This window comes from Cupriavidus basilensis (genome assembly GCF_008801925.2).
Lineage (GTDB): Bacteria > Pseudomonadota > Gammaproteobacteria > Burkholderiales > Burkholderiaceae > Cupriavidus > Cupriavidus basilensis.
Genome location: NZ_CP062803.1, coordinates 3,659,366 through 3,681,343, shown reverse-complemented (window position 1 = coordinate 3,681,343; position 21,978 = coordinate 3,659,366). Strand labels below are relative to the sequence as shown.

General features: G+C 66.4%; 18 protein-coding genes. 14 read left to right on the top strand and 4 right to left on the bottom strand.

Annotated elements, in window-relative coordinates; translation table 11 throughout:
- Positions 1-10: 10 nt before the first annotated feature.
- From F7R26_RS16890 to F7R26_RS16880, 3 genes are read left to right on the top strand one after another with little or no spacing between them, the layout of a single operon-like run.
- Positions 11-1,171: an ABC transporter permease subunit gene (locus tag F7R26_RS16890; protein WP_150986024.1), complete on the top strand. Its 1,161-nt coding sequence runs from the start codon at positions 11-13 to the stop codon at positions 1,169-1,171.
- 13 nt (positions 1,172-1,184) lie between these two features.
- A complete protein-coding gene (locus F7R26_RS16885) occupies positions 1,185-1,961 on the top strand; it encodes an ABC transporter ATP-binding protein (RefSeq protein WP_150986025.1) in 777 nt (258 codons plus the stop codon).
- A 15-nt stretch (positions 1,962-1,976) separates the two neighbouring features.
- Positions 1,977-2,693, top strand: a complete 717-nt coding sequence (locus tag F7R26_RS16880; protein ID WP_043349255.1) for an ABC transporter ATP-binding protein — start codon at positions 1,977-1,979, stop codon at positions 2,691-2,693.
- Between the two features lie 108 nt (positions 2,694-2,801).
- Here the strand turns inward: F7R26_RS16880 and F7R26_RS16875 are convergent, their stop codons facing one another.
- Positions 2,802-3,989 carry an acetylornithine transaminase gene (locus F7R26_RS16875; protein ID WP_150986026.1) on the bottom strand — a complete coding sequence of 396 codons (1,188 nt, stop codon included), beginning with the start codon at positions 3,987-3,989 and terminating at the stop codon, positions 2,802-2,804.
- A gap of 266 nt (positions 3,990-4,255) precedes the next feature.
- Positions 4,256-5,329: a CDP-6-deoxy-delta-3,4-glucoseen reductase gene (locus F7R26_RS16870; RefSeq protein ID WP_150986027.1), complete on the bottom strand. Its 1,074-nt coding sequence runs from the start codon at positions 5,327-5,329 to the stop codon at positions 4,256-4,258.
- A gap of 9 nt (positions 5,330-5,338) precedes the next feature.
- Here F7R26_RS16870 and F7R26_RS16865 point away from each other — a divergent pair, with 9 nt between their 5' ends.
- From F7R26_RS16865 to hutG, 11 genes are all read left to right on the top strand, one after another.
- Positions 5,339-6,319 carry an NAD-dependent epimerase/dehydratase family protein gene (locus tag F7R26_RS16865; RefSeq protein ID WP_150986028.1) on the top strand — a complete coding sequence of 327 codons (981 nt, stop codon included), beginning with the start codon at positions 5,339-5,341 and terminating at the stop codon, positions 6,317-6,319.
- A 454-nt stretch (positions 6,320-6,773) separates the two neighbouring features.
- A complete protein-coding gene (locus F7R26_RS16860) occupies positions 6,774-7,745 on the top strand; it encodes an ABC transporter substrate-binding protein (RefSeq protein WP_150986029.1) in 972 nt (323 codons plus the stop codon).
- Between the two features lie 13 nt (positions 7,746-7,758).
- The gene (locus F7R26_RS16855; RefSeq protein WP_150986030.1) at positions 7,759-8,631 is read left to right on the top strand and encodes an ABC transporter permease; all 873 of its coding nucleotides are present in this window, start codon (positions 7,759-7,761) and stop codon (positions 8,629-8,631) included.
- Positions 8,628-9,407 carry an ABC transporter ATP-binding protein gene (locus tag F7R26_RS16850; RefSeq protein ID WP_150986031.1) on the top strand — a complete coding sequence of 260 codons (780 nt, stop codon included), beginning with the start codon at positions 8,628-8,630 and terminating at the stop codon, positions 9,405-9,407. Before F7R26_RS16855 ends, F7R26_RS16850 begins: the two co-directional genes overlap by 4 nt.
- Positions 9,408-9,422: 15 nt before the next feature.
- The gene (hutC, locus tag F7R26_RS16845; RefSeq protein ID WP_150986032.1) at positions 9,423-10,196 is read left to right on the top strand and encodes a histidine utilization repressor; all 774 of its coding nucleotides are present in this window, start codon (positions 9,423-9,425) and stop codon (positions 10,194-10,196) included.
- Positions 10,197-10,272: 76 nt separating this feature from the next.
- Positions 10,273-11,853 (top strand): histidine ammonia-lyase, encoded by a 1,581-nt coding sequence (gene hutH / locus F7R26_RS16840; RefSeq protein WP_150986033.1) that lies wholly within the window; start codon positions 10,273-10,275, stop codon positions 11,851-11,853.
- Between the two features lie 69 nt (positions 11,854-11,922).
- Positions 11,923-13,653, top strand: a complete 1,731-nt coding sequence (gene hutU / locus F7R26_RS16835) for a urocanate hydratase (protein WP_150986034.1) — start codon at positions 11,923-11,925, stop codon at positions 13,651-13,653.
- The gene (locus tag F7R26_RS16830; protein ID WP_150986035.1) at positions 13,650-14,261 is read left to right on the top strand and encodes a HutD/Ves family protein; all 612 of its coding nucleotides are present in this window, start codon (positions 13,650-13,652) and stop codon (positions 14,259-14,261) included. Before hutU ends, F7R26_RS16830 begins: the two co-directional genes overlap by 4 nt.
- Entirely contained in the window at positions 14,258-15,532 is a 1,275-nt protein-coding gene (hutI, locus tag F7R26_RS16825) for an imidazolonepropionase (RefSeq protein WP_150986036.1), read from the top strand. Before F7R26_RS16830 ends, hutI begins: the two co-directional genes overlap by 4 nt.
- Positions 15,529-16,929, top strand: a complete 1,401-nt coding sequence (locus F7R26_RS16820; RefSeq protein ID WP_150986037.1) for a formimidoylglutamate deiminase — start codon at positions 15,529-15,531, stop codon at positions 16,927-16,929. Before hutI ends, F7R26_RS16820 begins: the two co-directional genes overlap by 4 nt.
- Positions 16,930-17,029: 100 nt before the next feature.
- Positions 17,030-17,845, top strand: coding sequence for an N-formylglutamate deformylase (gene hutG / locus F7R26_RS16815; RefSeq protein WP_150986038.1), 816 nt, complete (start codon positions 17,030-17,032; stop codon positions 17,843-17,845).
- Between the two features lie 844 nt (positions 17,846-18,689).
- Here the strand turns inward: hutG and cls are convergent.
- Both cls and F7R26_RS16805 read right to left on the bottom strand, forming a co-directional pair.
- On the bottom strand, positions 18,690-20,198 hold the full coding sequence (cls, locus tag F7R26_RS16810) for a cardiolipin synthase (RefSeq protein WP_241754352.1): 1,509 nt from the start codon (positions 20,196-20,198) through the stop codon (positions 18,690-18,692).
- A gap of 118 nt (positions 20,199-20,316) precedes the next feature.
- A complete protein-coding gene (locus F7R26_RS16805; RefSeq protein ID WP_150986039.1) occupies positions 20,317-21,942 on the bottom strand; it encodes a bifunctional aspartate transaminase/aspartate 4-decarboxylase in 1,626 nt (541 codons plus the stop codon).
- Positions 21,943-21,978 lie beyond the last annotated feature (36 nt).

Sequence of the window (21,978 nt, the reverse complement as noted above, 5' to 3'; positions counted from 1 at the left end):
GAGAGAATCCATGAATACCCCGATTCCATCCCCGGCGGCGCAGGCTGCGCCGCTGACCAAGACGCCGGCCAAGACCATGGCCGCGTTGCTTGGCTTCCTGGTCATCGCCCTGTGCGCCCCGTTCCTGGTGCAGACGCTGGGCGGCAACTACTGGGTGCGCGTGCTCGACTTCGCGCTGATCTACATCATGCTGGCGCTTGGCCTGAACATCGTGGTGGGCTTTGCCGGCCTGCTCGACCTTGGCTACATCGCCTTCTATGCCGTCGGCGCCTACATGATGGCCTTGCTGGGCTCGCCCCATCTGGCCAACCAGTTCGAGTGGATCCACCAGCTTTTCCCCAATGGCCTGCACCTCTCCATGTGGTTCGTGCTGCCGCTGGCGGTGCTGGTGGCGGCAACGTTCGGTGTGCTGCTCGGTGCGCCAACGCTCAAGCTGCGCGGCGACTACCTGGCCATCGTGACCCTGGGCTTCGGTGAGATCATCCGCATCTTCCTCAACAACCTCGACCGGCCGCTGAACATCACCAATGGCCCGAAGGGGATCACCGCGGTGGACCCGGTCCACATCTTCGGCTTCGATTTCTCCAAGTCGCACGAGATCTTCGGGCTGAAGTTCACGCCGGTGTTCATGTACTACTACCTGCTGGTCGTGCTGGTGATCGCCATCGTGTTCATCTGCCTGCGCTTGCAGAACTCGCGTATCGGCCGCGCCTTCGTGGCCATCCGGGAAGACGAGATCGCCGCCAAGGCGATGGGCATCAACACCCGCAACATCAAGCTGCTGGCCTTTGCCATGGGCGCATCGTTCGGCGGTGCGTCGGGTGCGGTGTTCGGCGCCTTCCAGGGCTTCGTGTCGCCTGAGTCGTTCGTACTGTGGGAGTCCATCTACATCCTGGCCATCGTGGTGCTGGGCGGCATGGGCCACATTCCTGGCGTGATCCTGGGTGGTATCTTGCTGGTGGGTTTCCAGGAGTTGCTGCGCGCCGTGGCGGAGCCGGCGCAGAACATGCTCTTCGGCCACACCATCGTCGACGCCGAAGTGCTGCGCCAGCTGTTGTTCGGGCTGGCCCTGGTTGGTGTGATGCTGTATCGCCCGGCGGGCCTGTGGCCGTCGCCGCGCAAGGAAGACCGGCCGGTGATCCGCCGCCCGGGCAGCGTTGGCCGTTTCTGACCAGGAGGACATCATGAGCAACGAGAATCTCCTCCTGTCGGTACAGGGGGTCAACAAGCGATTCGGCGGCCTGCAGGCATTGTCCGACGTGGGCCTGCAGATCAAGGCGGGCGAAATCTACGGCCTGATCGGTCCCAACGGGGCCGGCAAGACCACCTTCTTCAACGTGATTACCGGCCTGTACACACCGGACTCCGGCGAGTTCGTGCTGGGCGGCAAGGCCTACCAGCCGACCGCCGTGCACGAAGTCGCCAAGGCCGGCATTGCCCGCACCTTCCAGAACATCCGCCTGTTCGGCGAGATGACCGCGCTGGAAAACGTGATGGTGGGCCGCCACGTGCGCACCAAGGCCGGCCTCTTTGGCGCGGTGTTCCGCCCGCCTTCGGTCCGGCGCGAGGAGCACTCGGTGGAAGACTGGGCGCATGACCTGCTGGAGTACGTCGGCATCGGCAAGTACGCGCACTTCACCTCGCGCAACCTGTCCTACGGGCACCAGCGCCGCCTGGAGATCGCGCGGGCGCTGGCCACCGAGCCCAAGCTGCTGGCGCTCGATGAGCCCGCCGCTGGCATGAACGCCACCGAGAAGGTGGAACTGCGCGGCTTGCTCGACAAGATCCGCAGCGATGGCAAGACCATCCTGCTGATCGAGCACGACGTGAAGCTGGTGATGGGCCTGTGCAATCGCCTGACCGTGCTCGACTACGGCAAGGTCATCGCGCAGGGCCTGCCGCACGAAGTCCAGAGCAATCCAGCGGTGATCGAGGCTTACCTCGGTACCCCGGCGCACTGACGGGGGAAAGAGACAATGAAAGAAACACTACTGAAGATATCCGGCCTGAAGGTCGCGTACGGCGGCATCCAGGCGGTCAAGGGCATCGACCTCGAGATCAAAGAAGGCGAACTGGTCACGCTGATCGGTGCCAACGGCGCCGGCAAGACCACCACCATGAAGGCCATCACCGGCCTGCAGGGATGGGCCGGCGGCGATGTGGAGTACATGGGCAAGTCCATCAAGGGGGTGCCAAGCTACACGCTGCTCAAGCAAGGGCTGGCGATGGTGCCGGAAGGGCGCGGGGTGTTTGCGCGCATGACCATTACCGAGAACCTGCAGATGGGCGCCTACACGCGCACCGACGAGGCCGGCATCAAGGCCGACATCGACCGCATGTTCGGCATCTTCCCGCGCCTGAAGGAGCGCGCCAACCAGCTGGCCGGCACCATGTCCGGCGGCGAACAGCAGATGCTGGCCATGGCGCGCGCGCTGATGAGCCAGCCCAAGCTGCTGCTGCTGGACGAACCCTCGATGGGCCTGTCGCCGATCATGGTCGCGAAGATCTTCGAGGTGGTGCGCGACGTCTCCGCGCTGGGCGTGACCGTGCTGCTGGTGGAGCAGAACGCGCGGCTGGCGCTGCAGGCCGCCCACCGCGGCTATGTGATGGAGTCCGGCCTGGTCACCATGAGCGGCGACGCCAAGCAGATGCTGGACGATCCGAAGGTCCGCGCGGCGTATCTGGGCGAGTGATGTTGCCTGTGTGACGCTGCAGTTTGCTGCAAAAAAAAGCCCCGCAAGCGATTTGCGGGGCTTTTTCCATGGTGCCTGGCCGGCGGCGTGCCGGCTTCAAGACGAGGCTCAGGCCAGCTTCTTCAGCAGCGTGCGCAGCATGCCGATCATCTGGTCGATTTCCTCGATGGTCACGTTCAGCGCGGGCATGAAGCGCAGCAGGTTGGGGCGCGGCGAATTCAGCAGCAGGCCTTGCGGCTGCATGTCGCGCGCTTCTTCCACCAGTTGCGGGCCGATGTCCTTGTTCAGCACCAGTGCGCGCAGCAGGCCTTCGCCGCGTTCGCCGCCCAGGCCGAACTCGGACGTCAGCGCCAGCAGCTGCTCGCGCAGGTAGGCGCCTTTTTCTTGCACGCTTTGCAGGAAGCCGGGCGCGGTCAGCTGCGAGATCACGGCGCTGCCAACGGCGGTCATCACCGGGTTGCCGTTGTAGGTGCCGCCCTGGTCGCCGGCTTCGAAGCTGGCGACTTCGGCCTTGCACAGCAGGGCTGCCAGCGGCACGCCGCCGCCAATGCCCTTGCCCAGCGTCATGATGTCCGGCTCCACGCCCGACAGTTCATAGGCGAACATGGTGCCGCAACGGCCGCAGCCGGTCTGCACTTCGTCGACGATGAACAGCAGCTTGTGCTGGTCGGCCAGCTTGCGCAGGCCTTGCATGAATTCGCGCGAGGCGGGGATCACGCCGCCTTCGCCCTGCACCGGCTCCAGCATGATGGCCACGGTCTTGTCGTTGATCAGCTTTTCGACCGAGGCCAGGTCGTTCAGGTCGGCCTTGGGGAAGCCCGGCACCTGCGGCGCGAAGATGGTGTCCCAGCCGGCCTTGCCCGACGCGCTCATGGTGGCGAGCGTGCGGCCGTGGAAGCTGTGGTCCATGGTGATGATCTCGAACGCGCCGTTCTTGTGCTTGCGGCCCCATTTGCGCGCCAGCTTGATGGCACCTTCGTTGGCTTCCGCGCCGCTGTTGGCGAAGAACACCTTGTCGAAGCAGCTGGCATCGGTGAGCTGCTTGGCCAGCTTGAGCATGGGTTCGTTGTAGAACGCCGGGCTGGGGTTGAACAGCTTCTTCGACTGCTCGACCAGCGCATCGATCATGGCCTGGTTGGAGTGTCCCAGGCAGTTGACCGCCCAGCCCTGCACGAAGTCCAGGTATCGCTTGCCGTTATGGTCCGTGAGCCACGAGCCCTTGCCTTCGGTAAAGACGAGCTCGGGCCGGTTGGTGATGTACATCAGGGATTGGACGGGGTACTCAGCAAATGCCATGGCGGACTCCAGGGGTCGGCGTGAAACAGGGGAGAGGAGAGCAGAAAAACAAAAAGCCACGGGGATTGCCCGTGGCTTGTTGACCTGAACAGAAGCTATGGACGGTCAGCCGCGAGGCACCCCGGTGGGGAGCGACGTACGGTAGCTGCGTCGGTTGTTGATAGCGTAGTTCATGGCGGCCAATATAAGGCCCATGCGCCCGGCTGTCAAAACGAATTTTGGCGGAGCCGGGCATTGTTGTCGCTTGGAAACGGGCAGCGGGGCGCTCAGGCCGCCGGTGCCGGCGGTACCGAACCTGCCGGATGCATGTCCGCTTCCGACGTGAACGAGTCGGCGAAGAAGGCATCCTCGTGCAGGTCGCAGCGCAGGGAAAAGTCCTTGCGCGCCGCATTGATCATCACCGGTGCGCCGCAGGCGTAGACCTCGAAGCCCGACAGGTCGGGATGGTCTTCCATCACGGCCTCGTGGACGAAGCCGGTGCGGCCGTCCCAGTCGTCGCTGTCCTGGGCGTTGGAGATCACCGGGACGTAGCGGAAGTTGGGCAGCTCGCGCGCCCATTGCTCGCACAGCGCGTGCATATAGAGATCGCGCGGGCGGCGTCCGCCCCAGTACAGCGTCATCGGGCGGGTGATGCCGGTGTAGACCGCGTGCTCGACGATGGCCTTGATCGGCGCGAAGCCGGTGCCTGAGGCCAGAAGGATGATGGGCTTGTCGGAGTCTTCACGCAGGAAGAAGCTGCCGAGCGGGCCTTCGAAGCGCAGGATGTCGCGCTCCTTCATGGCCGGCTGGCCTTCCCTGGCGCCGAACACGTAGTCGGTGAAGGTGCCGCCGGGCATGTGGCGGATGTGCAGCTCGATCGGGCCTTCCTGGTGCGGCGGCGTGGCGATGGAGTAGCTGCGGCGCTTGCCGTCGCGCAGCAGGAACTCGACATACTGGCCGGCCAGGAACTGCATGCGCTCGGTGGCGGGCAGTTGCAGGCGGGTCACGATGACGTCGTCGGCCACGCGTTCCAGCGTGGCGACGCGGCATGGCACCTTCTTGATGGGGATGTCGCCGGCGCCTTGCACCTCGCGGCATTCGATGGTGATGTCCGAGGTGGGCTTGGCGCAGCAGAACAGCGCGCGGCCCTCGGTCTTTTCCTGCGCGGACAGCGCGGAAGCGGCATGGTCGCCCTGCTCGATGCCGCCAGCGGTGACACGGCCCTTGCAGGACCCGCATGCGCCGTTCTTGCAGCCGTAGGGCAGGCCAATGCTGTGGCGCAGGGCCGCGGTAAGGATGGTTTCATCCGCGGCCGCTTCGAACGTGCGGCCGCTGGGCATGACGGTAACTTGATAAGCCATAATCACTCTATGAGCAAAAATCTGTCGCGACGCCGCCTGGGTCGCCCGCGCCTACTCATCGTTGGCTGTGGGGATGTGGGCACACGTTGCCTGCGTATTCTATCGACGCGCTGGCGCGTCTTTGCCATCACTTCGCAGCCGTCCCGCCGCGCTGAGCTGCGGGACAACGGCGCCGTGCCGATGGTAGCCGACCTGGACCGGCCCGCCACGCTGGCACGCCTGGCCGGGCTGGCCGACAAGGTGCTGCACCTGGCGCCGCCGCCATCCCGCGGCGAGGGCGATCCCCGCACGCTGGCGCTGCTGCGCGCCTTGCGGCGCGGTGCCTGGCGGCGGTCTGCCGCACGGCCCGGCGGATGGTCTGCCAAGCCCGCTATTCTACCCGACCGACGCTACGGCAGGTCCGGCCGAAGCGCTGCGCCGCCAGCGTTTGTCTACGCCAGCACCTCGGGGGTGTATGGCGACCGGGGTGGCGCCAGGCTGGCGGAATCGCAGGCGGTGCGCCCGCAAACCGCGCGCGCCCGGCGCCGCGTGGCGGCCGAGCAGTCCGTGCGGGACTTTGGCCGCCATGCCGGCTGGCGTGCTTCCATCGTGCGCATCCCCGGCATTTATGCCGAAGACCGGCTGCCGCTGGCCCGTCTGGCCAAGGGCACGCCCGCGCTGGCGCCGCAGGACGATGTCTATACCAACCACATCCATGCCCTGGACCTGGCCCGCACCATGGTGGCGTCGCTGTTCCGCGGCCGCGCGCAGCGGGTGGTGCATGCCAGCGACGACTCGGAAATGCGCATGGCCGACTACTTCGACCTGGTGGCCGACCGCCGCGGCCTGCCCCGCCCGCCGCGCCTGGCTCGCGCGCAATTGCGCGAAGCCGTGGAGCCAACCTTGCTCAGCTTCATGAGCGAATCGCGCCGGCTGGAAAACACCCGTCTCAAACGCGAGCTGCGCCTGCGGCTGCGCTATCCCACCGTGACCTCCTTTTTCGACGCCTGAATACAGGTGCTCTCGGCGTCTCCCGGGAGCGCTTTCCTCCCGCAGCCCTGCGGCGGCCGGTGGCACGCCGCTTGCGTTGGTGTTGCCGCTCGATCCTGTATAGACAGCAAGTGACGCATTCAGCGTAACCGTGCGCGGATCTGGTGCGCGCGGGCGCAAGCGGCAAGGCCGGATGCCCCGTCAACGGGCATCGGTGGGCACCCGGCCTGATCCCGTAACGTCGCCATTTTGTGCTCGTTTCGTGCCATTCCAGGCTCGACGGCACGTAAGTGCCGGCCACGCCAGTTCTGCGCTTCGCCTCGGGTTAACTACTGCATTGACTTGTATATACAGGGTTGCTAAATTGCCTGGCAAATGACCGGCGCCGCAAGTACGGCGCCGCCCGAGCCGGGCGGTCCGGCCGCCGCCAACGCTGGCGCGGCCCCGTTCGCATCACACCAAAGGAGCCAGGAAGATGGGATTTCGTATCCGTAGCGGTAAGTCGCTAGCCGTCGCCGTAGCAGCAGTCGCCGCCACGCTGGGTGCCGCGGGCACCGCGCAAGCGCAAGCCACGCAGGTCACGCTCGGCATGAGCGGCTGGACCGGCTTCGCGCCGCTGACGCTGGCTGACAAGGCCGGCATCTTCAAGAAGCATGGTGTCGACGTCGACATCAAGATGATTCCGCAGAAGGACCGTCACCTGGCGCTCGCCGCGGGCGCCATCCAGTGCGCCGCCACCACGGTCGAGACCCATGTGGCCTGGAACGCCAACGGCGTGCCCATCACCCAGATCGTGCAGCTCGATAAGTCCTACGGCGCCGACGGGCTGGCTGTGCGCGGCGACGTCAAAGGCTTCGCCGACCTCAAGGGCAAGACCGTCGGCGTGGACGCGCCGGGCACCGCGCCTTACTTCGGCCTGGCCTGGATGCTCAAGAAGAACGGCATGAGCCTGAAGGATGTGAAGACCACCACGCTGTCGCCGCAAGCCGCCGCGCAGGCCTTCGTCTCGGGCCAGAACGATGCCGCCATGACGTATGAGCCGTACCTGTCGTCGGTGCGCCAGAACCCGGACAAGGGCAAGATCCTCGCCACCACGCTGGACTACCCGATGGTGATGGACACGCTGGGCTGCTCGCCCAAGTGGCTCAAGGACAATCCCAAGGCCGCGCAAGCGCTGGTGGACAGCTACTTCGAAGCGCTCGACATGATCAAGCAGGACCCGGCCAAGGCAAACGAGATCATGGGCGCGGCGGTCAAGCAAAGCGGCGAGCAGTTCGCCAAGTCATCCGCCTACCTGCGCTGGCAGGATCGTGACGCCAACCGTAAATTCTTCGGCGCAGAGCTGGCCAGCTTCAGCAAGGAAGCGGCGCAGGTGCTGCTGGAAATCGGCGTGATTCGCCAGGTGCCGGACGTCACGGCGCTGTACGACGCGCGCTTCATCAAGTAACGAGGTCGGTGCCATGACGCAGGTTCACATTGGTTCGCCCGCAGCTGGTGCGGCTGTAACGCCCGCTCCGGCTGCGGTGACTCCGGCGGCCGCGCGCCGGCATCCCTGGCTGGCGCCGCTGGCGCCGGTCACCCAGCGCGCGCGCTGGGTCCTGGGTTTGTCGTTCTTCGTGGTGTTTTTTGCCGTGTGGGCGGCGGTGACCCTGGGCGGCATGGTGCCGCGCACCTTCCTGGCCGACCCGATGACCATGGCCCATGAAGGTGTGCTGCTGTTTACCGAGTACAACTTCATCGGCGACATCGGCATGACGGTATGGCGCGTGCTGGGCGGCTTCGTGCTGGCCGCTGTGCTGGCCGTGCCGCTGGGCATCTTCATGGGCGCGTACAAGGCGGCGGAGGCGTTCTTCGAGCCCTTCGTCTCGTTTTGCCGCTACCTGCCGGCGTCGGCCTTTATTCCGCTGCTGATCCTGTGGGCCGGCATCGGCGAAGCGCAGAAGGTGCTGGTGATCTTTATCGGCTCGTTCTTCCAGATCGTGCTGATGGTGGCGGTGACGGTGGGCGGCGCGCGGCGCGACCTGGTGGAGGCGGCCTACACGCTGGGCGCCAACAGCAGCGGCATCGTGCGGCGCGTGCTGATCCCGGGCGCCGCGCCGGAGATCGCCGAGATCCTGCGCCTGGTGCTGGGCTGGGCCTGGACCTATGTCATCGTGGCCGAGCTGATCGGCTCGTCGTCCGGCATCGGCCACATGATCACCGACAGCCAGGCGCTGCTCAACACAGGGCAGATCATCTTCGGCATCATCGTGATCGGTTGCATCGGCCTGGTCTCCGACCTGGCTTTCAAGCTGGCCAACCAGCGCCTGTTCCCGTGGAGTTCGATCAAATGAGTGCGCTGTCCATCCAGCAGGTCTCGCGTACCTTCGTCAATCCGCGCGGCGGCCAGACCCTGGCCCTGCAGCCGACCGATTTCGAAGTGGCGGACAACGACTTCGTCACCATCCTCGGTCCCTCGGGCTGTGGCAAGTCCACGCTGCTGCGCATCGTCGCCGGGCTGGATACGCCCACCACCGGGCGCGTGCTGCTCGACGGGCAGGAAGTCACCGGCCCGGGCGCGGAGCGCGGCATGGTGTTCCAGTCGTACACGCTGTTCCCGTGGCTGACCATCGAGCAGAACGTGCGCTTTGGCCTGCGCGAGCGCGGCATGAGCGAGGCCGACCAGCGCGAGCGCAGCGACTTCTTTATCCAGCGCGTGGGCTTGCGCGGCTTCGAGCATCATTTTCCCAAGCAGCTCTCGGGCGGCATGCAGCAGCGCACGGCCATTGCCCGGGCGCTGGCCAACGACCCCAAGATCCTGCTGCTGGACGAGCCCTTCGGCGCGCTGGACAACCAGACCCGCGTGCTGATGCAGGAGCTGCTGCTGGGCATCTGGGAAGCCTCGCGCAAGACGGTGCTGTTCGTCACGCACGATATCGACGAGGCCATCTTCATGGCCAACCGCGTGGCGGTGTTCTCGGCGCGGCCTGGCCGCATCAAGCGCACCGTCGATGTGGATTTTCCGCATCCGCGCCACTACACGATCAAGACCTCGCCGGCGTTTTCGGAACTCAAGGCGGTGCTGACCGAGGAAATCCGCGCCGAGGCCATGGCCAGCGCAGAGCACTGAGTTGCCAACCAAGCCATGAAAGCTGCCACCGCCAACCGCCGGGGCGTTCCCGATGCCACTCCCGCCGCGCTTTACCAGCAGGTGAAGGAGTACATCGCGCGCCATATCCAGAGCCGCGCGTGGCAGCCGGGCGACCGCGTGCCCTCCGAGCAGGAACTGGTGACCCGCTTTGGCGTGTCGCGCATGACGGTGAACCGCGCGCTGCGCGAGCTGGCCGAACAGGGCCGGGTGGTGCGCGTGGCTGGCGTGGGCACCTTCGTGGCGGAGCACAAGCCGCAGTCGACGCTGCTCAACGTGGTCAACCTGCAGGACGAGATCCGCATGCGCGGACATGACTACGCTTGCGACGTCATGGTGGTGGAACGCGTGGCTGCCTCCATCGAGGTAGCGGCCGCGCTGGATCTGCGCACCGGTGAATCGGTGTTCCACTCCGTGTGCGTGCACCGCGAGGACGGCGTGCCGGTGCAGCTTGAAGACCGCTATGTGAACCCGCGCGTCGCGCCGGACTTCATCAACCAGGATTTTGCCGCCGCCGATGCGATGAAGCCCGGCGAATACCTGCTGCGCCACGTGCCCTACGACCAGATCGAACACGTGGTCGATGCCATCTCCGCCACGGCGGAGCAGGCCACCCAACTGGAAATGCCGGCTACCCAGCCGTGCCTGCTGCTGACCCGCCGCACCTGGACGGGCGGCACCCCTGTGACCTTTGTACGTTGCCTGCACCCCGGCAACCGTTACCGCCTAGGCAGCCGATTCCGCGCCGATGGCAACCCGGCCTTCGGCTGAACCCGCCAAGGGCCGTTAGTTTTTTCAGATCCACCAGCCAACGCACGAACCAGGCTGTATAGACAGGGACATACAAATGAGCGCCACCCAAGCCAACCAAACTTCCCGCCCGCTGCTGACCTTGCAGCCCGGCTCCGTCACGCTGGCCGACCTGCGCCGCATCCATCGCGGCGAAGTGAGCCTGGCGATGGATGAATCCGCGTGGGCTGGCGTGCGCGCGTCCCAGGCCACCGTGCAGGACATCATCGACGCTGATGCGGTGGTCTACGGCATCAACACCGGCTTTGGCAAGCTGGCGCAAACGCGCATCCCGCATGACAAGCTGGCGGAGCTGCAGCGCAACCTGGTGCTGTCGCACAGCGTGGGCACCGGCGCGGACCTGAACAGCGACACCGTGCGGCTGATCCTGGCGATCAAGGCCGTGAGCCTGGCGCGCGGCCATTCCGGCATCCGTCCAGAAATCATCGAGGCGCTGCTGGCGCTGGCCAACTCGGGCGTCACGCCGTGCATTCCGGCCAAGGGCTCGGTGGGCGCGTCGGGCGATCTTGCGCCGCTGGCGCATATGTCGTGCACGCTGATCGGCGTGGGCGATGTGATGATCGACGGCGTGCGCCGCCCGGCCGCCGAAGGGCTGGCCCGCGCGGGCCTGGCGCCTTTCACGCTGGGCCCCAAGGAAGGGCTGGCGCTGCTCAACGGCACGCAGGTTTCCACGGCGCTGGCGCTGGCGGGCCTGTTTGCCGCCGAAGACATCTTCGCTGCCGGGCTGGTGGCGGGCGCGCTGTCGCTCGAAGCCATCAAGGGCTCGGTCAAGCCGTTCGACGCGCGCATCCACGCCGCGCGCGGCCAGGCCGGCCAGATTGCCGTGGCCGGCGCCGTGCGCGCGCTGCTCGATGGCAGCAAGATCGTGGACTCGCACGTGAGCTGCGGCCGCGTGCAGGACCCGTACTCCATCCGCTGCCAGCCGCAGGTGATGGGTGCCTGCCTGGACAACCTGCAACATGCAGCGCGCGTGCTGCAGATCGAGGCCAACGCCGCGTCCGACAATCCGCTGGTGTTCCCGGAGCAGGGCGATGTGATCTCGGGCGGCAACTTCCACGCCGAGCCGGTGGCGTTTGCCGCCGACATCATCGCGCTGGCCATCGCCGAGATCGGCGCGATCTCCGAGCGCCGCCTCGCGCTGCTGCTCGATTCCGGCCTGTCCGGCCTGCCGCCGTTCCTGGTGCGCGACGGTGGCCTGCATTCGGGCTTCATGATCGCGCAGGTCACTGCCGCCGCGCTGGCGTCCGAGAACAAGTCGCTGGCGCATCCTGCCAGCGTGGACAGCTTGCCCACGTCGGCCAACCAGGAGGACCATGTGTCGATGGCCACTTACGGCGCGCGCCGCCTGGGCGATATGGCGGAGAACACCGCCGTGGTGGTCGGCATCGAAGCCATGGCCGCCGCGCAGGGCATCGAGTTCCACCGCCCGCTGGAATCCTCGCCGCTGATCGAGACCGAGATCGCACGCATCCGCGAGCGCGTGGCCTTTGTGGAAGGCGACCGCTACTTCGCACCGGATATCGAGGCGATGAAGCAGTGGGTGCAGCAGGGTGACGCGGGTGCCGGCTGGCCCGAGTCGGTGCGCCAGGTGCTGCCGTCGCAGGTGGGCGTGGCTTGATGCGCGCTACTCCCAAACGCAGACGCAACCGCTGAACTGAACTGAACTGCACAGGCAGGAGAACCCCTCATGAACGCCAACGAACATCAATTCACCAAAGCGGCACCTCTGCGCGGCCAGCGCGAGATCCGCGCGCCGCGCGGCACCGAGCTGCACTGCAAGAACTGGCTGATCGAAGCCGCCTACCGCATGCTCCAGAACAACCTGGATCCCGACGTGGCCGAGCGCCCGCAGGACCTGGTCGTGTACGGCGGCATCGGCAAGGCGGCGCGCAACTGGGAATGCTTCGACGCCATCCTCGACAGCCTGCGCAACCTGGGCGAGGAAGAATCGTTGCTGGTGCAATCCGGCAAGCCGGTGGGCGTGTTTCGCACCCATGCCGACGCGCCGCGCGTGCTGATTGCCAACTCCAACCTGGTGCCGCACTGGGCCACCTGGGACAAGTTCAACGAGCTGGACCGCGCCGGCCTGATGATGTACGGCCAGATGACCGCCGGCTCGTGGATCTATATCGGCACGCAGGGCATCGTGCAGGGCACCTTCGAGACCTTTGTCGAAGCCGGCCGCCAGCACTACAACAACGATCTCGCCGGCAAGTGGATCCTCACCGCAGGTCTCGGCGGCATGGGCGGCGCGCAGACGCTGGCCGGCGTGCTGGCCGGCGCGTGCGTGCTGGCGATCGAGTGCCAGGAGTCGCGTATCGACTTCCGCCTGCGCACGCGCTATGTCGACAAGAAGGCCACCAGCATCGACGAAGCGCTGGCCATGATCGAAGAAGCCACGCGCAACAAGCAGGCCATCTCCGTCGGCCTGCTCGGCAACGCTGCCGAGATCATGCCGGAGCTGGTCAAACGCGCGCAGGCCGGCGGCATGCGCCCGGACATCGTCACCGACCAGACCTCGGCGCACGATCTGGTCAACGGCTACCTGCCGGCAGGCTGGACCGTGGCGCGGTGGGAAGCCGCGCGCACGGCTGATCCCAAGTCGGTCGAGGCCGCCGCCAGGGCTTCCATCGTCAAGCACGTGCAGGCCATGCTGGCCTTCCAGCAAATGGGCGTGCCCACGCTGGACTACGGCAACAACATCCGTCAGGTCGCCTTTGACGAGGGCGTGGCCAATGCCTTTGATTTCCCGGGGTTTGTGCCGGCGTATATCCGCCCGCTGTTCTGCCGAGGCAAGGGCCCGTTCCGCTGGGTTGCGCTATCGGGCGACCCCGAGGACATCTACAAGACCGATGCCAAGATGAAGGCGCTGTTCCCCGAAGACGCGCACCTGCACCGCTGGCTCGACATGGCGCGCGACCGCATCGCCTTCCAGGGCCTGCCCGCGCGCATCTGCTGGGTGGGGCTGGACGAGCGCCACCGCGCGGGGCTGGCCTTCAACGAGATGGTGAAGAACGGCGAGCTGAAAGCGCCGATCGTGATCGGCCGCGATCACCTGGATTGCGGCTCGGTTGCCAGCCCCAACCGCGAGACCGAAGCCATGCGCGACGGCTCCGATGCGGTGTCCGACTGGCCGCTGCTCAACGCGCTGCTCAACACCGCGGGCGGTGCCACGTGGGTCAGCCTGCATCATGGCGGCGGCGTGGGCATGGGCTTCTCGCAGCATTCGGGCGTGGTGATCGTCTGTGACGGCACCGACGCCGCGGCCAAGCGCATCGAACGCGTGCTGTGGAACGACCCGGCCACCGGCGTGATGCGCCACGCCGATGCCGGCTACGAAAGCGCGATCGACTGCGCCCATGAGAAGGCCCTGAACCTGCCGATGGTGCCGATGGTGCCGAAGGCGGCAGGCGCATGAACGGCGTCGAACGCTTCTCGCTCGGCGCGCTGGCTGCGCAGCCCTGGAAGAACGGCGGCGGCGTCACCCGCGAGATCGCGGCGTGGCCGCCGGGCGCCGGCATGGACGCATTCCTGTGGCGCGTGAGCGTGGCCGACATCGCTGCCGATGGGCCGTTCTCCGCCTTTCCCGGCATCGATCGCCAGATCGTGCTGCTGGACGGCGCGGGCGTGCGCCTGCTGGCTGACGATGGCAGCTTCGATCATCGCCTCGATACCGTTGGCGAGCCCTTTGCCTTTGCTGGCGAGCGCGGCGTGCAGGCCACGCTGCTGGATGGCGCCACGCGCGACTTCAATGTGATGACGCGGCGCGGCCAGTGCCGCGCGAGCGTGGTCGCGGCGCGCGACGAGTTCACGATCGCGCCCGGCGCGCATGTGGTGTTGTTGTTTGTGGTTGAGGGGGCATGGCGCCACGGCGTTGCCGGCCAGGGCGGTCAAGCCGTGCTGGCGAGCGACGACGGCATGCTGTTTGCCGAAGGCGTCGCGGTGCCATATCGCCTGCAGGCGATGTCGGAACCCGCGCTTTGCCTGTGCGTCACCCTGGAACTGGAGTTGGAGAACCTGCGATGAACCAGAACACGGCCCAGGCCGCCGTTACCTCTTTGTCCGCCGACGGCGTCTGGCATCGCTGCCACCTGTTGCCCGACGGGGATCCCACCAAGGCCATTCGTGACGCCGCGCTGGTCGTGCAGCAAGGCCGCATCGCGTGGCTCGGCGCGCAGGCGCAGCTGCCGCAGGCGTACGCCGCGCTGCCGCGCCATGACGCGGGCAACGCGTGGATCACGCCGGGCCTGGTCGACTGCCATACGCACCTGGTGTACGGCGGGCAGCGCGCCGACGAATTCGCCATGCGCCTGGCCGGCGCAGGCTATGAGGAAATCGCGCGCGCCGGCGGCGGCATCGTCTCCACCGTGCGCGCCACCCGCGCCGCCGATGAAGACACGCTGTTCGCGCTGGCCGCCGCACGTCTCGCGCCGCTGCTGGCCGAAGGCGTGACCACGCTGGAGATCAAGTCCGGCTACGGCCTGGACCTCGCCAGCGAGCGCAAGCAGCTGCGCGTGGCGCGCCGCCTGGGCGAGGCCTTCGGCGTGACGGTGCACACCACCTTCCTCGGCGCGCACGCGCTGCCGCCGGAATACGCGGGCCGCGCCGACGACTACATCACGCTGGTGTGCGAAACCATGATGCCCGCGCTGGCCGAAGAGGGCCTCATCGATGCGGTGGACGCCTTCTGCGAGTCCGTGGGCTTCAGCCTGGCGCAGACCGAGCGCGTGTTCCAGGCCGCCGAGCGCCACGGCTTGCGCGTCAAGCTGCACGCCGAGCAACTCAGCAACCTGGGTGGCACAGCGCTGGCGGCGCGTTACCGCGCGCTGTCGGCCGATCACCTGGAACATCTCGATGAGGCTGGCGTCGCTGCCATGGCCGGGTCGGGCACGGTGGCGGTCCTGCTGCCGGGCGCCTATTATTTCCTGCGTGACACCAACCTGCCGCCGATCGACCTGCTGCGCCGGCATGGCGTGCCGATGGCGATCTCCACCGATCACAATCCCGGTACGTCACCCGTCACTTCGCTGCTGCTGATGATGAATATGGCGTGCACCCTGTTCAGGCTGACCGTGCCCGAAGTGCTGGCAGGCGTCACCACGCACGCCGCGCGCGCGCTGGGCGCAGCGGACCGGCACGGCTTGCTGGCCGCCGGGCGCGCCGCCGATTTCGTGCTGTGGAATGTCGATTCGCCGGCCGAGCTGGCCTATTGGTTCGGACGCAATCCCGCCGCCGCCGTAGTGCGCCAGGGCAAGGTCTATCCCGCCGCCACGCCGGCGCAAGGAGTACGGCCATGAGCGCCGGAAGCCTGTTCGCCACGCAGGCCCTGCTGCCCACGGGCTGGGCCAGCGATGTCTTGCTGGCCTGGGACGACGCTGGCGCATTCACGACGGTGCAGGCCGGCGCGACACCCGCCGTGGACGTGCCGCGCGCCGCCGGGCCGCTGTTGCCGGGCATGCCCAATCTGCATTCGCACGCGTTCCAGCGCGGCTTTGCCGGGTTGACCGAGTTCCGCAGCGAGACGCTGGCCGACGGCCAGCAGAGCGATTCCTTCTGGAGCTGGCGCAAGCTGATGTACCGCTTCGCGCTGCGGCTTTCGCCCGATACGCTGGAAGCCATCGCCACGCAGCTCTATATCGAGATGCTGCGCGCGGGCTACACCAGCGTTTGCGAATTCCACTACGTGCATCACGACACGGACGGCAAGCCTTACGCCGACCCTGCCGAGATGTCGCTGCGCCTGCTGCGCGCCGCGCGGACCGCCGGCATCGGCATCACGCTGCTGCCGGTGCTGTACCAGACGGCCGGCTTCGGCGACAAGCCCGCGGTGCCGGATCAGCGCCGCTTCCTGCATGAGACGCACGCCATGCTCGACTTGCTTGGCCGGCTGGCACCGCAATGCCATGGCCAGGCTCGCCTGGGACTTGCCCCGCACTCGCTGCGCGCGGTGCCGCCGCAGAGTCTTGCCGACGCCGTGGCTGGCCTGCACGCGCTGGATGCAACCGCGCCGGTGCACATCCATATCGCCGAGCAGCAGCGCGAGGTCGACGAGTGCATCACGCTCACGGGCACTCGCCCGGTGGCATGGCTGCTCGACCATGCCGAGGTGGATGCGCGCTGGTGCCTGGTGCATGCCACGCACCTGGACTGGGACGAGCGGCGCCGGCTGGCGCATAGCGGCGCGGTGGCCGGCATCTGCCCGACCACCGAGGCCAACCTGGGCGATGGGGTATTCGATGCCGCGCCCTACCTGGGGCAGGGTGGTGTCTGGGGCATCGGCTCGGACAGCCACGCCAGCGTCAGCGTGGCGGAAGAGCTGCGGCTGTTCGAGTATGGCCAGCGGCTGGCGCTGCAAAAGCGCAATGTGCTGGCTTCGGACGCGCACAAGCCGGTGGCGGACCGCCTTTACCTTGATGCCGCCTTTGGCGGCGCTCGCGCGTCGGGCCGGGACATCGGCGCGCTTGCCGTCGGGCAGCAGGCGGATTTCGTCGTGCTGGACGGGGCGCATCCCGCGCTCTCGGGTTTGTCGGGCAGCCAGGCGCTGGCGGTCCATGTGTTCACCAACCATGGGCATGAGACACTAGCGGAAGTCCGCACGGCGGGCCACACGCGCGTGCAGCATGGTATGCATGCCTTGCAGGCCGACGCCGGCAAGCGCTTTGCCGCCGCGCGCGCCAGCCTGCTGACTGACTAAAACCCGGCGCACCACGCGGCCTGAAGCTTGACGCTACAAGCTTCAGGCCCGTATTGATGAGCACTGCGCCTTTACGTTGCAAAGTAGCAAACAAGAAAACATGGCCTTCTCGACCGATACCCCCGCTTTCACCCTGCATCGCGGCACGCGCCCGCTGCTGGTGTCGATGCCGCACGTCGGCACCCACCTGCCGGTCTCCGTGTCCGACCGGCTGACTGCCGAGGCACGCACCGTGCCCGATACCGACTGGCACCTGGAGCGCCTGTACGATTTCGCGCGCGAACTCGGCGCCTCCATCCTGGTGGCCACCCACTCGCGCTACGTGGTGGACCTGAACCGCCCGCCCGACAACGCCAATCTCTACCCCGGCCAGGACACCACCGGCCTGTGCCCGGTCGATACCTTCGACAAGACGCCGATCTACGCCGACGCCAGCAGCCTGCCCGCCGACGATGAAATCGCCGCGCGCCGCGAAGCCATCTGGCGCCCGTACCACGGCGCGCTTGCCGGGGAACTGGCCCGCTTGCGTGCCGAGCACGGTACCGTGGCGCTGTGGGACGCGCATTCGATCCGCTCGGTGCTGCCGCGCTTTTTCGAGGGCAAGCTGACCGACTTCAACCTGGGCACCGCCAATGGTGCCAGCTGCGACGCCGCGCTGGCCAACCAGCTGCTGGATATCGCTGGCGCGTTGCCTGGCTATACGTCGGTGCTTAACGGGCGTTTCAAGGGTGGCTATATCACGCGGCAGTACGGGGCGCCGGCGCAAGGCGTGCAAGCCGTGCAGCTGGAGTTGACGCAGTCGGCGTATATGAGCGAGAGCTATCCCTTCGCCTATGACGAAGCGCGGGCTACGCGGATCCAGCCTACGCTGAAGATGATGCTGGAGACGGTGTTGGGGTACGTGGAGGCGCGTTAAGGTTGCTGGCCCCGCTGACGCTTGGGTGGCTTTGTGCCTTTGTGGGCGGGGTTTTACTGCTTCTAGCTGCTGTCGCGGCTGTACGGTGTTGGCCGATTTAGAACGTGTGAGATGTCACTTTTCTTTACTCGTAAAGAAAAGTAACCAAAAGAAAGCGATCCTTGCAGGAGGCTGGCTTATTGGGGTTACGTAGCCCGGTGGTTTCGTCGTCAGGCCCCGGGTTTTAATAGCCTCATGGCGGTACCGATTTGAATGGCCACGATCCTGCGGATGGCGCTGGTTTCGTGGTGAGGCTGCTCGGTAGCGGCATCCTTGCTCATTCGCACATCTACCGGTACCGGCTCCGAGCACCGCGATATATCACGCCGTGATGGTTTCGTGGTGGGGTGGGCGCGGTGGAAGAGTTCTTCGACCTATCAATCCGGTGCCACCGCGCCCACGACGAAAACGGAACGCCTGCAACTTCGTGGCCGGTCACCCCGCGAGCGACAGACGGCTTGAATTTCGCGGTGGTGGCTACCGGTGGGGGCCACCACGAAACCCTGGGCACTAGCAAGGTCGTGGTGGTCTAAACTGGTAACTGCACGAGTCCATCAGCACCCGGGGCTGTACGACGAAACCATTGGGGTCCCCAATGACGCCACGCCAGCCTCCTGCAAGGATCGCTTTCTCTTGGTTACTTCTCTTTACGAGTAAAGAGAAGTGACATCTCACACGTTCCAAAACGGCCAACCCCGCACAGCCGCGACAGCAGCTAGAAGCAGTAAAACCCCGCCCACAGAGCCACGCCCGCGTCAGCGGGGCCAAAGACGAACCGTATAGCCAAGTCCAGCCCCCCTCTCTCCTACAGCAACGAATCCGCCAACCGGCAAAGATTCTGCCAGGTCCGCGTATGCAGCGGCCGCCGCTGCCAAACCGCCCGCACCACCGTCTCACTATTGGCCAGATACCGCTGCTGGATCCGCCGCATGCGTGCCACCACATCACGGTCATAGATCACCAGCGCGGCCTCGGCATTGAGTGCGAACGACCGGATATCCATATTGGTCGATCCCACCATGGCAACTTCATCGTCAATGGTGACGTGCTTGGCATGCAGGAAGGCGGGGCGGTACAAGTGGATCTGCACCCCCGAGTCCAGCAGCACGCCGAAGTAAGCCTCTTGCGCGGCCTGCGTGAAGCGCTGGTCGATCCGTTGCGACAGCACCAGGTGCACCGCCACGCCACGGTAGCAGGCCAGGTGCAGCGCTTGCAGGAACGCTTCATCCGGCACGAAGTAGGGCGTGGTGATGACCACTTCGCTGCGCGCGCGGTGGATCATGCTGATCAGCGCCATCTGCGCGTTCTGCGTGCCGTAGCCAGGGCCGCTGGGCAGCATCTGCGCGATGTGCGGGCCTTGCGCCTCCATGGGCGGGAAGCTGTCGAGGTCGAAGTTGCCGTCGCCGGTTTCCAGGTAGCGGTCGGCCAGGAAGACCGCTTGCAGCTCCGCCACCACTGGCCCGGTCACGCGTGCCACCAGTTCTTCATTGGGCAGTCCAGGCATCGACTCGGCATCGATCACGTTTTGCGAGCCGATATAGCCAATGCTGCCGTCCACCACCAGGATCTTGCGGTGATTGCGCAGGTCGAAGCGCGCGCTCTTGCCTTTGAGCACCGCCATCAGCGAGCGCATGGGCAGGGCCTGCACCACCTCCACGCCGCCGTCGCGCAGCGTATCGGCAAACATGCGCCAGCCCGCGCGCGCGCCCAGCGCATCCACCAGCAGGCGGCAGCGCACGCCTCGCGCGCTGGCTCGCAGCAGGGCGTCGGTAAAGGCGCGGCCGGTCGCGTCCGCGGCGTAGATATAGACCAGCAGATGGACCTGGTGCCTGGCGCCGTCGATATCGGCGATCATCGCGGCCACCGTCGCGTCATAGTCGTCGAGCAGCGCCACGGCATTGCCGCGCATCGGCGAGTAGGAGCCGAGCCGCTCGATCAGCCCGGCCGCGTCGGCGGCTACGGCGGCGGGCAGCGGCTGCAATGGCGCGAAGCGCGCCACCCGGTCACGCACGTTTGCGATGCCCTGGTTGATGCGGGCCAGCTTGAGCCGGCGCGACTTGGGATAGTAGATGCGGCCGAACAGCGCATAGAGCACCAGCCCCAGCCATGGCAGGAAGAAGATCAGCAGCAGCCAGGTGCGCGCCGCCGCCGGGGCGCGGCGCTGCGGCACGTAGACCAGCATGGCCAGGCGGATCGCCCATTCCGCCAGTGTGAACAGCGAGGGCCACCACCAGGAAAAGCCCACCGGCATGGCGCCTTGCAGCGAGGCGAACCAGGACGCAGGCAGGGGGGTAGCTAGAAGGGAAGGGGACATGCGGCTCGGTGCCTCGGCGGCGGTTTGGCGGACCGCCCACCATACCAGAGCCGTGCGTGGGAGCGCATGTCAGGCGGATGCCGGAGCATGCCGGCATCCGCCTGACACAACCTATGGCTTACTTCTTCGTCACGTCCTTGCGCGCCTTGCTGCCCGTGGCCTTGTTGTACTGCTCCACGTATTCCTCGAACAGCTTGCGGATCGAACGGCCGATCTTCACGTAGTCCGATTCGTTGAGATTGGCCAGCGACACGCGGCCGGAGGGATGGCGCGTGCCAAAGCCGCGGCCCGGCAGCAGCACCACGCCCGCTTCCTCGGCGAGGCGGAACAGCAGCTCCACCGGCTCGGCGGAGTTGAGCACCCATTTGACGAAGTCCGGGCCGATGGCCTTGCCGCCAAGCTGCTCGATGTCGAGCAGCGTGTAGTAGTCCACGGCATTGGGGTCATCGTTGTCCGGCGCAATGCCGATCTCGCGGTACAGCGCGGCCTTGCGGCTGCGGATCAGGCGCTTCATCGCGGCCTTGTACTCGTCATGGGTGTCCATCAGCGAGAACAGCGAGAACAGCACCATCTGCACCTGCTGCGGCGTGGACAGGCCGGCCGTGTGGTTCAGCGCCACGGTGCGGCTGTCGGCGACCAGGCGGTCGATGAACTTGAGCTTGTCCGGCTCGGTGGTGATGGAGTTGTAGCGCTTGTGCAGGCCATCGTGCTGGGGCTTGGGCAGCTTGGCGATCAGCGCGTCGAAGACGTTGTCCTGGTGCGTGGCGATGACGCCGAGGCGCCAGCCCGTTGCACCAAAGTACTTGGAGAACGAGTACACCAGGATGGTGTTCTTGGGGCACATCGCGAACAGCGAGACGAAGTTGTCGGCAAAGGTGCCATACACATCGTCGGTCAGGATGATCAGGTCCGGCCGCTCTTCCACGATCGAGGCCAGGTACTCCAGGCTCTCGTCGCTCATGCGCACCGACGGCGGGTTGCTCGGGTTCACCAGGAAGAACGCCTTGACCTTGGGGTCGCGCAGCTTGTCGAGCTCCTTGTTGGAGTATTGCCAGCGCTGGTTCGGGTCAGCGTCGATCGACAGCTCCACCAGCTCATAGTCGTTGAGCTCCGGGATCTCGATATACGGCGTGAAGATCGGCATGCCGAGCGCGATGGTGTCGCCGGCCTTGAGCAGGTGGTTCTCGCGGATGGTGTTGAACAGGTACGTCATCGCGGCGGTGCCGCCCTCCACCGCGAACAGGTCGAACTTGCCGGTGAACGGGTGGTTGCCGATCATCTCCTTGCGGATGTACTGCGCGACGATCTTCTCGGACAGCTTGAGCATGCGGTCCGGCACCGGGTAGTTGCAGGCCAGGATGCCTTCGCACATCTCGTACAGGAAATCGCCCGCGTCCAGGCCGAGCTGGTCGCGCACATAGGACACCGCGCCCGCCAGGAACCGCACGCCTTCGGTCCCAGCGTTCTCGCGCGCAAACAGGTCGAAGCGTTCCTCGATGCCGGCGCGGCGCGGGAAGCCGCCCACGCCCTCGGGCATGTACGAGAACGAGCGCTCGGATTCGCGCATGGCAAACAGGCCGAGCTGCCAGAAGGCGTGGCGCGGCACGGTCGCCAGGAAGTTGGGGTTGCCGCGCCCGGCATTGAGCATCATGCGGTCGGCATCGCTGCTGGCGAGCTTGATCAGCTCGTCCTTGAGTTCGAAGGGCGAAAGGCTCGCCAGCTTGGAAAGGTCAGGTTTGGTCATGACAGGCTCCAGGGGTAAGGCTTGTTGGGGGTGGAC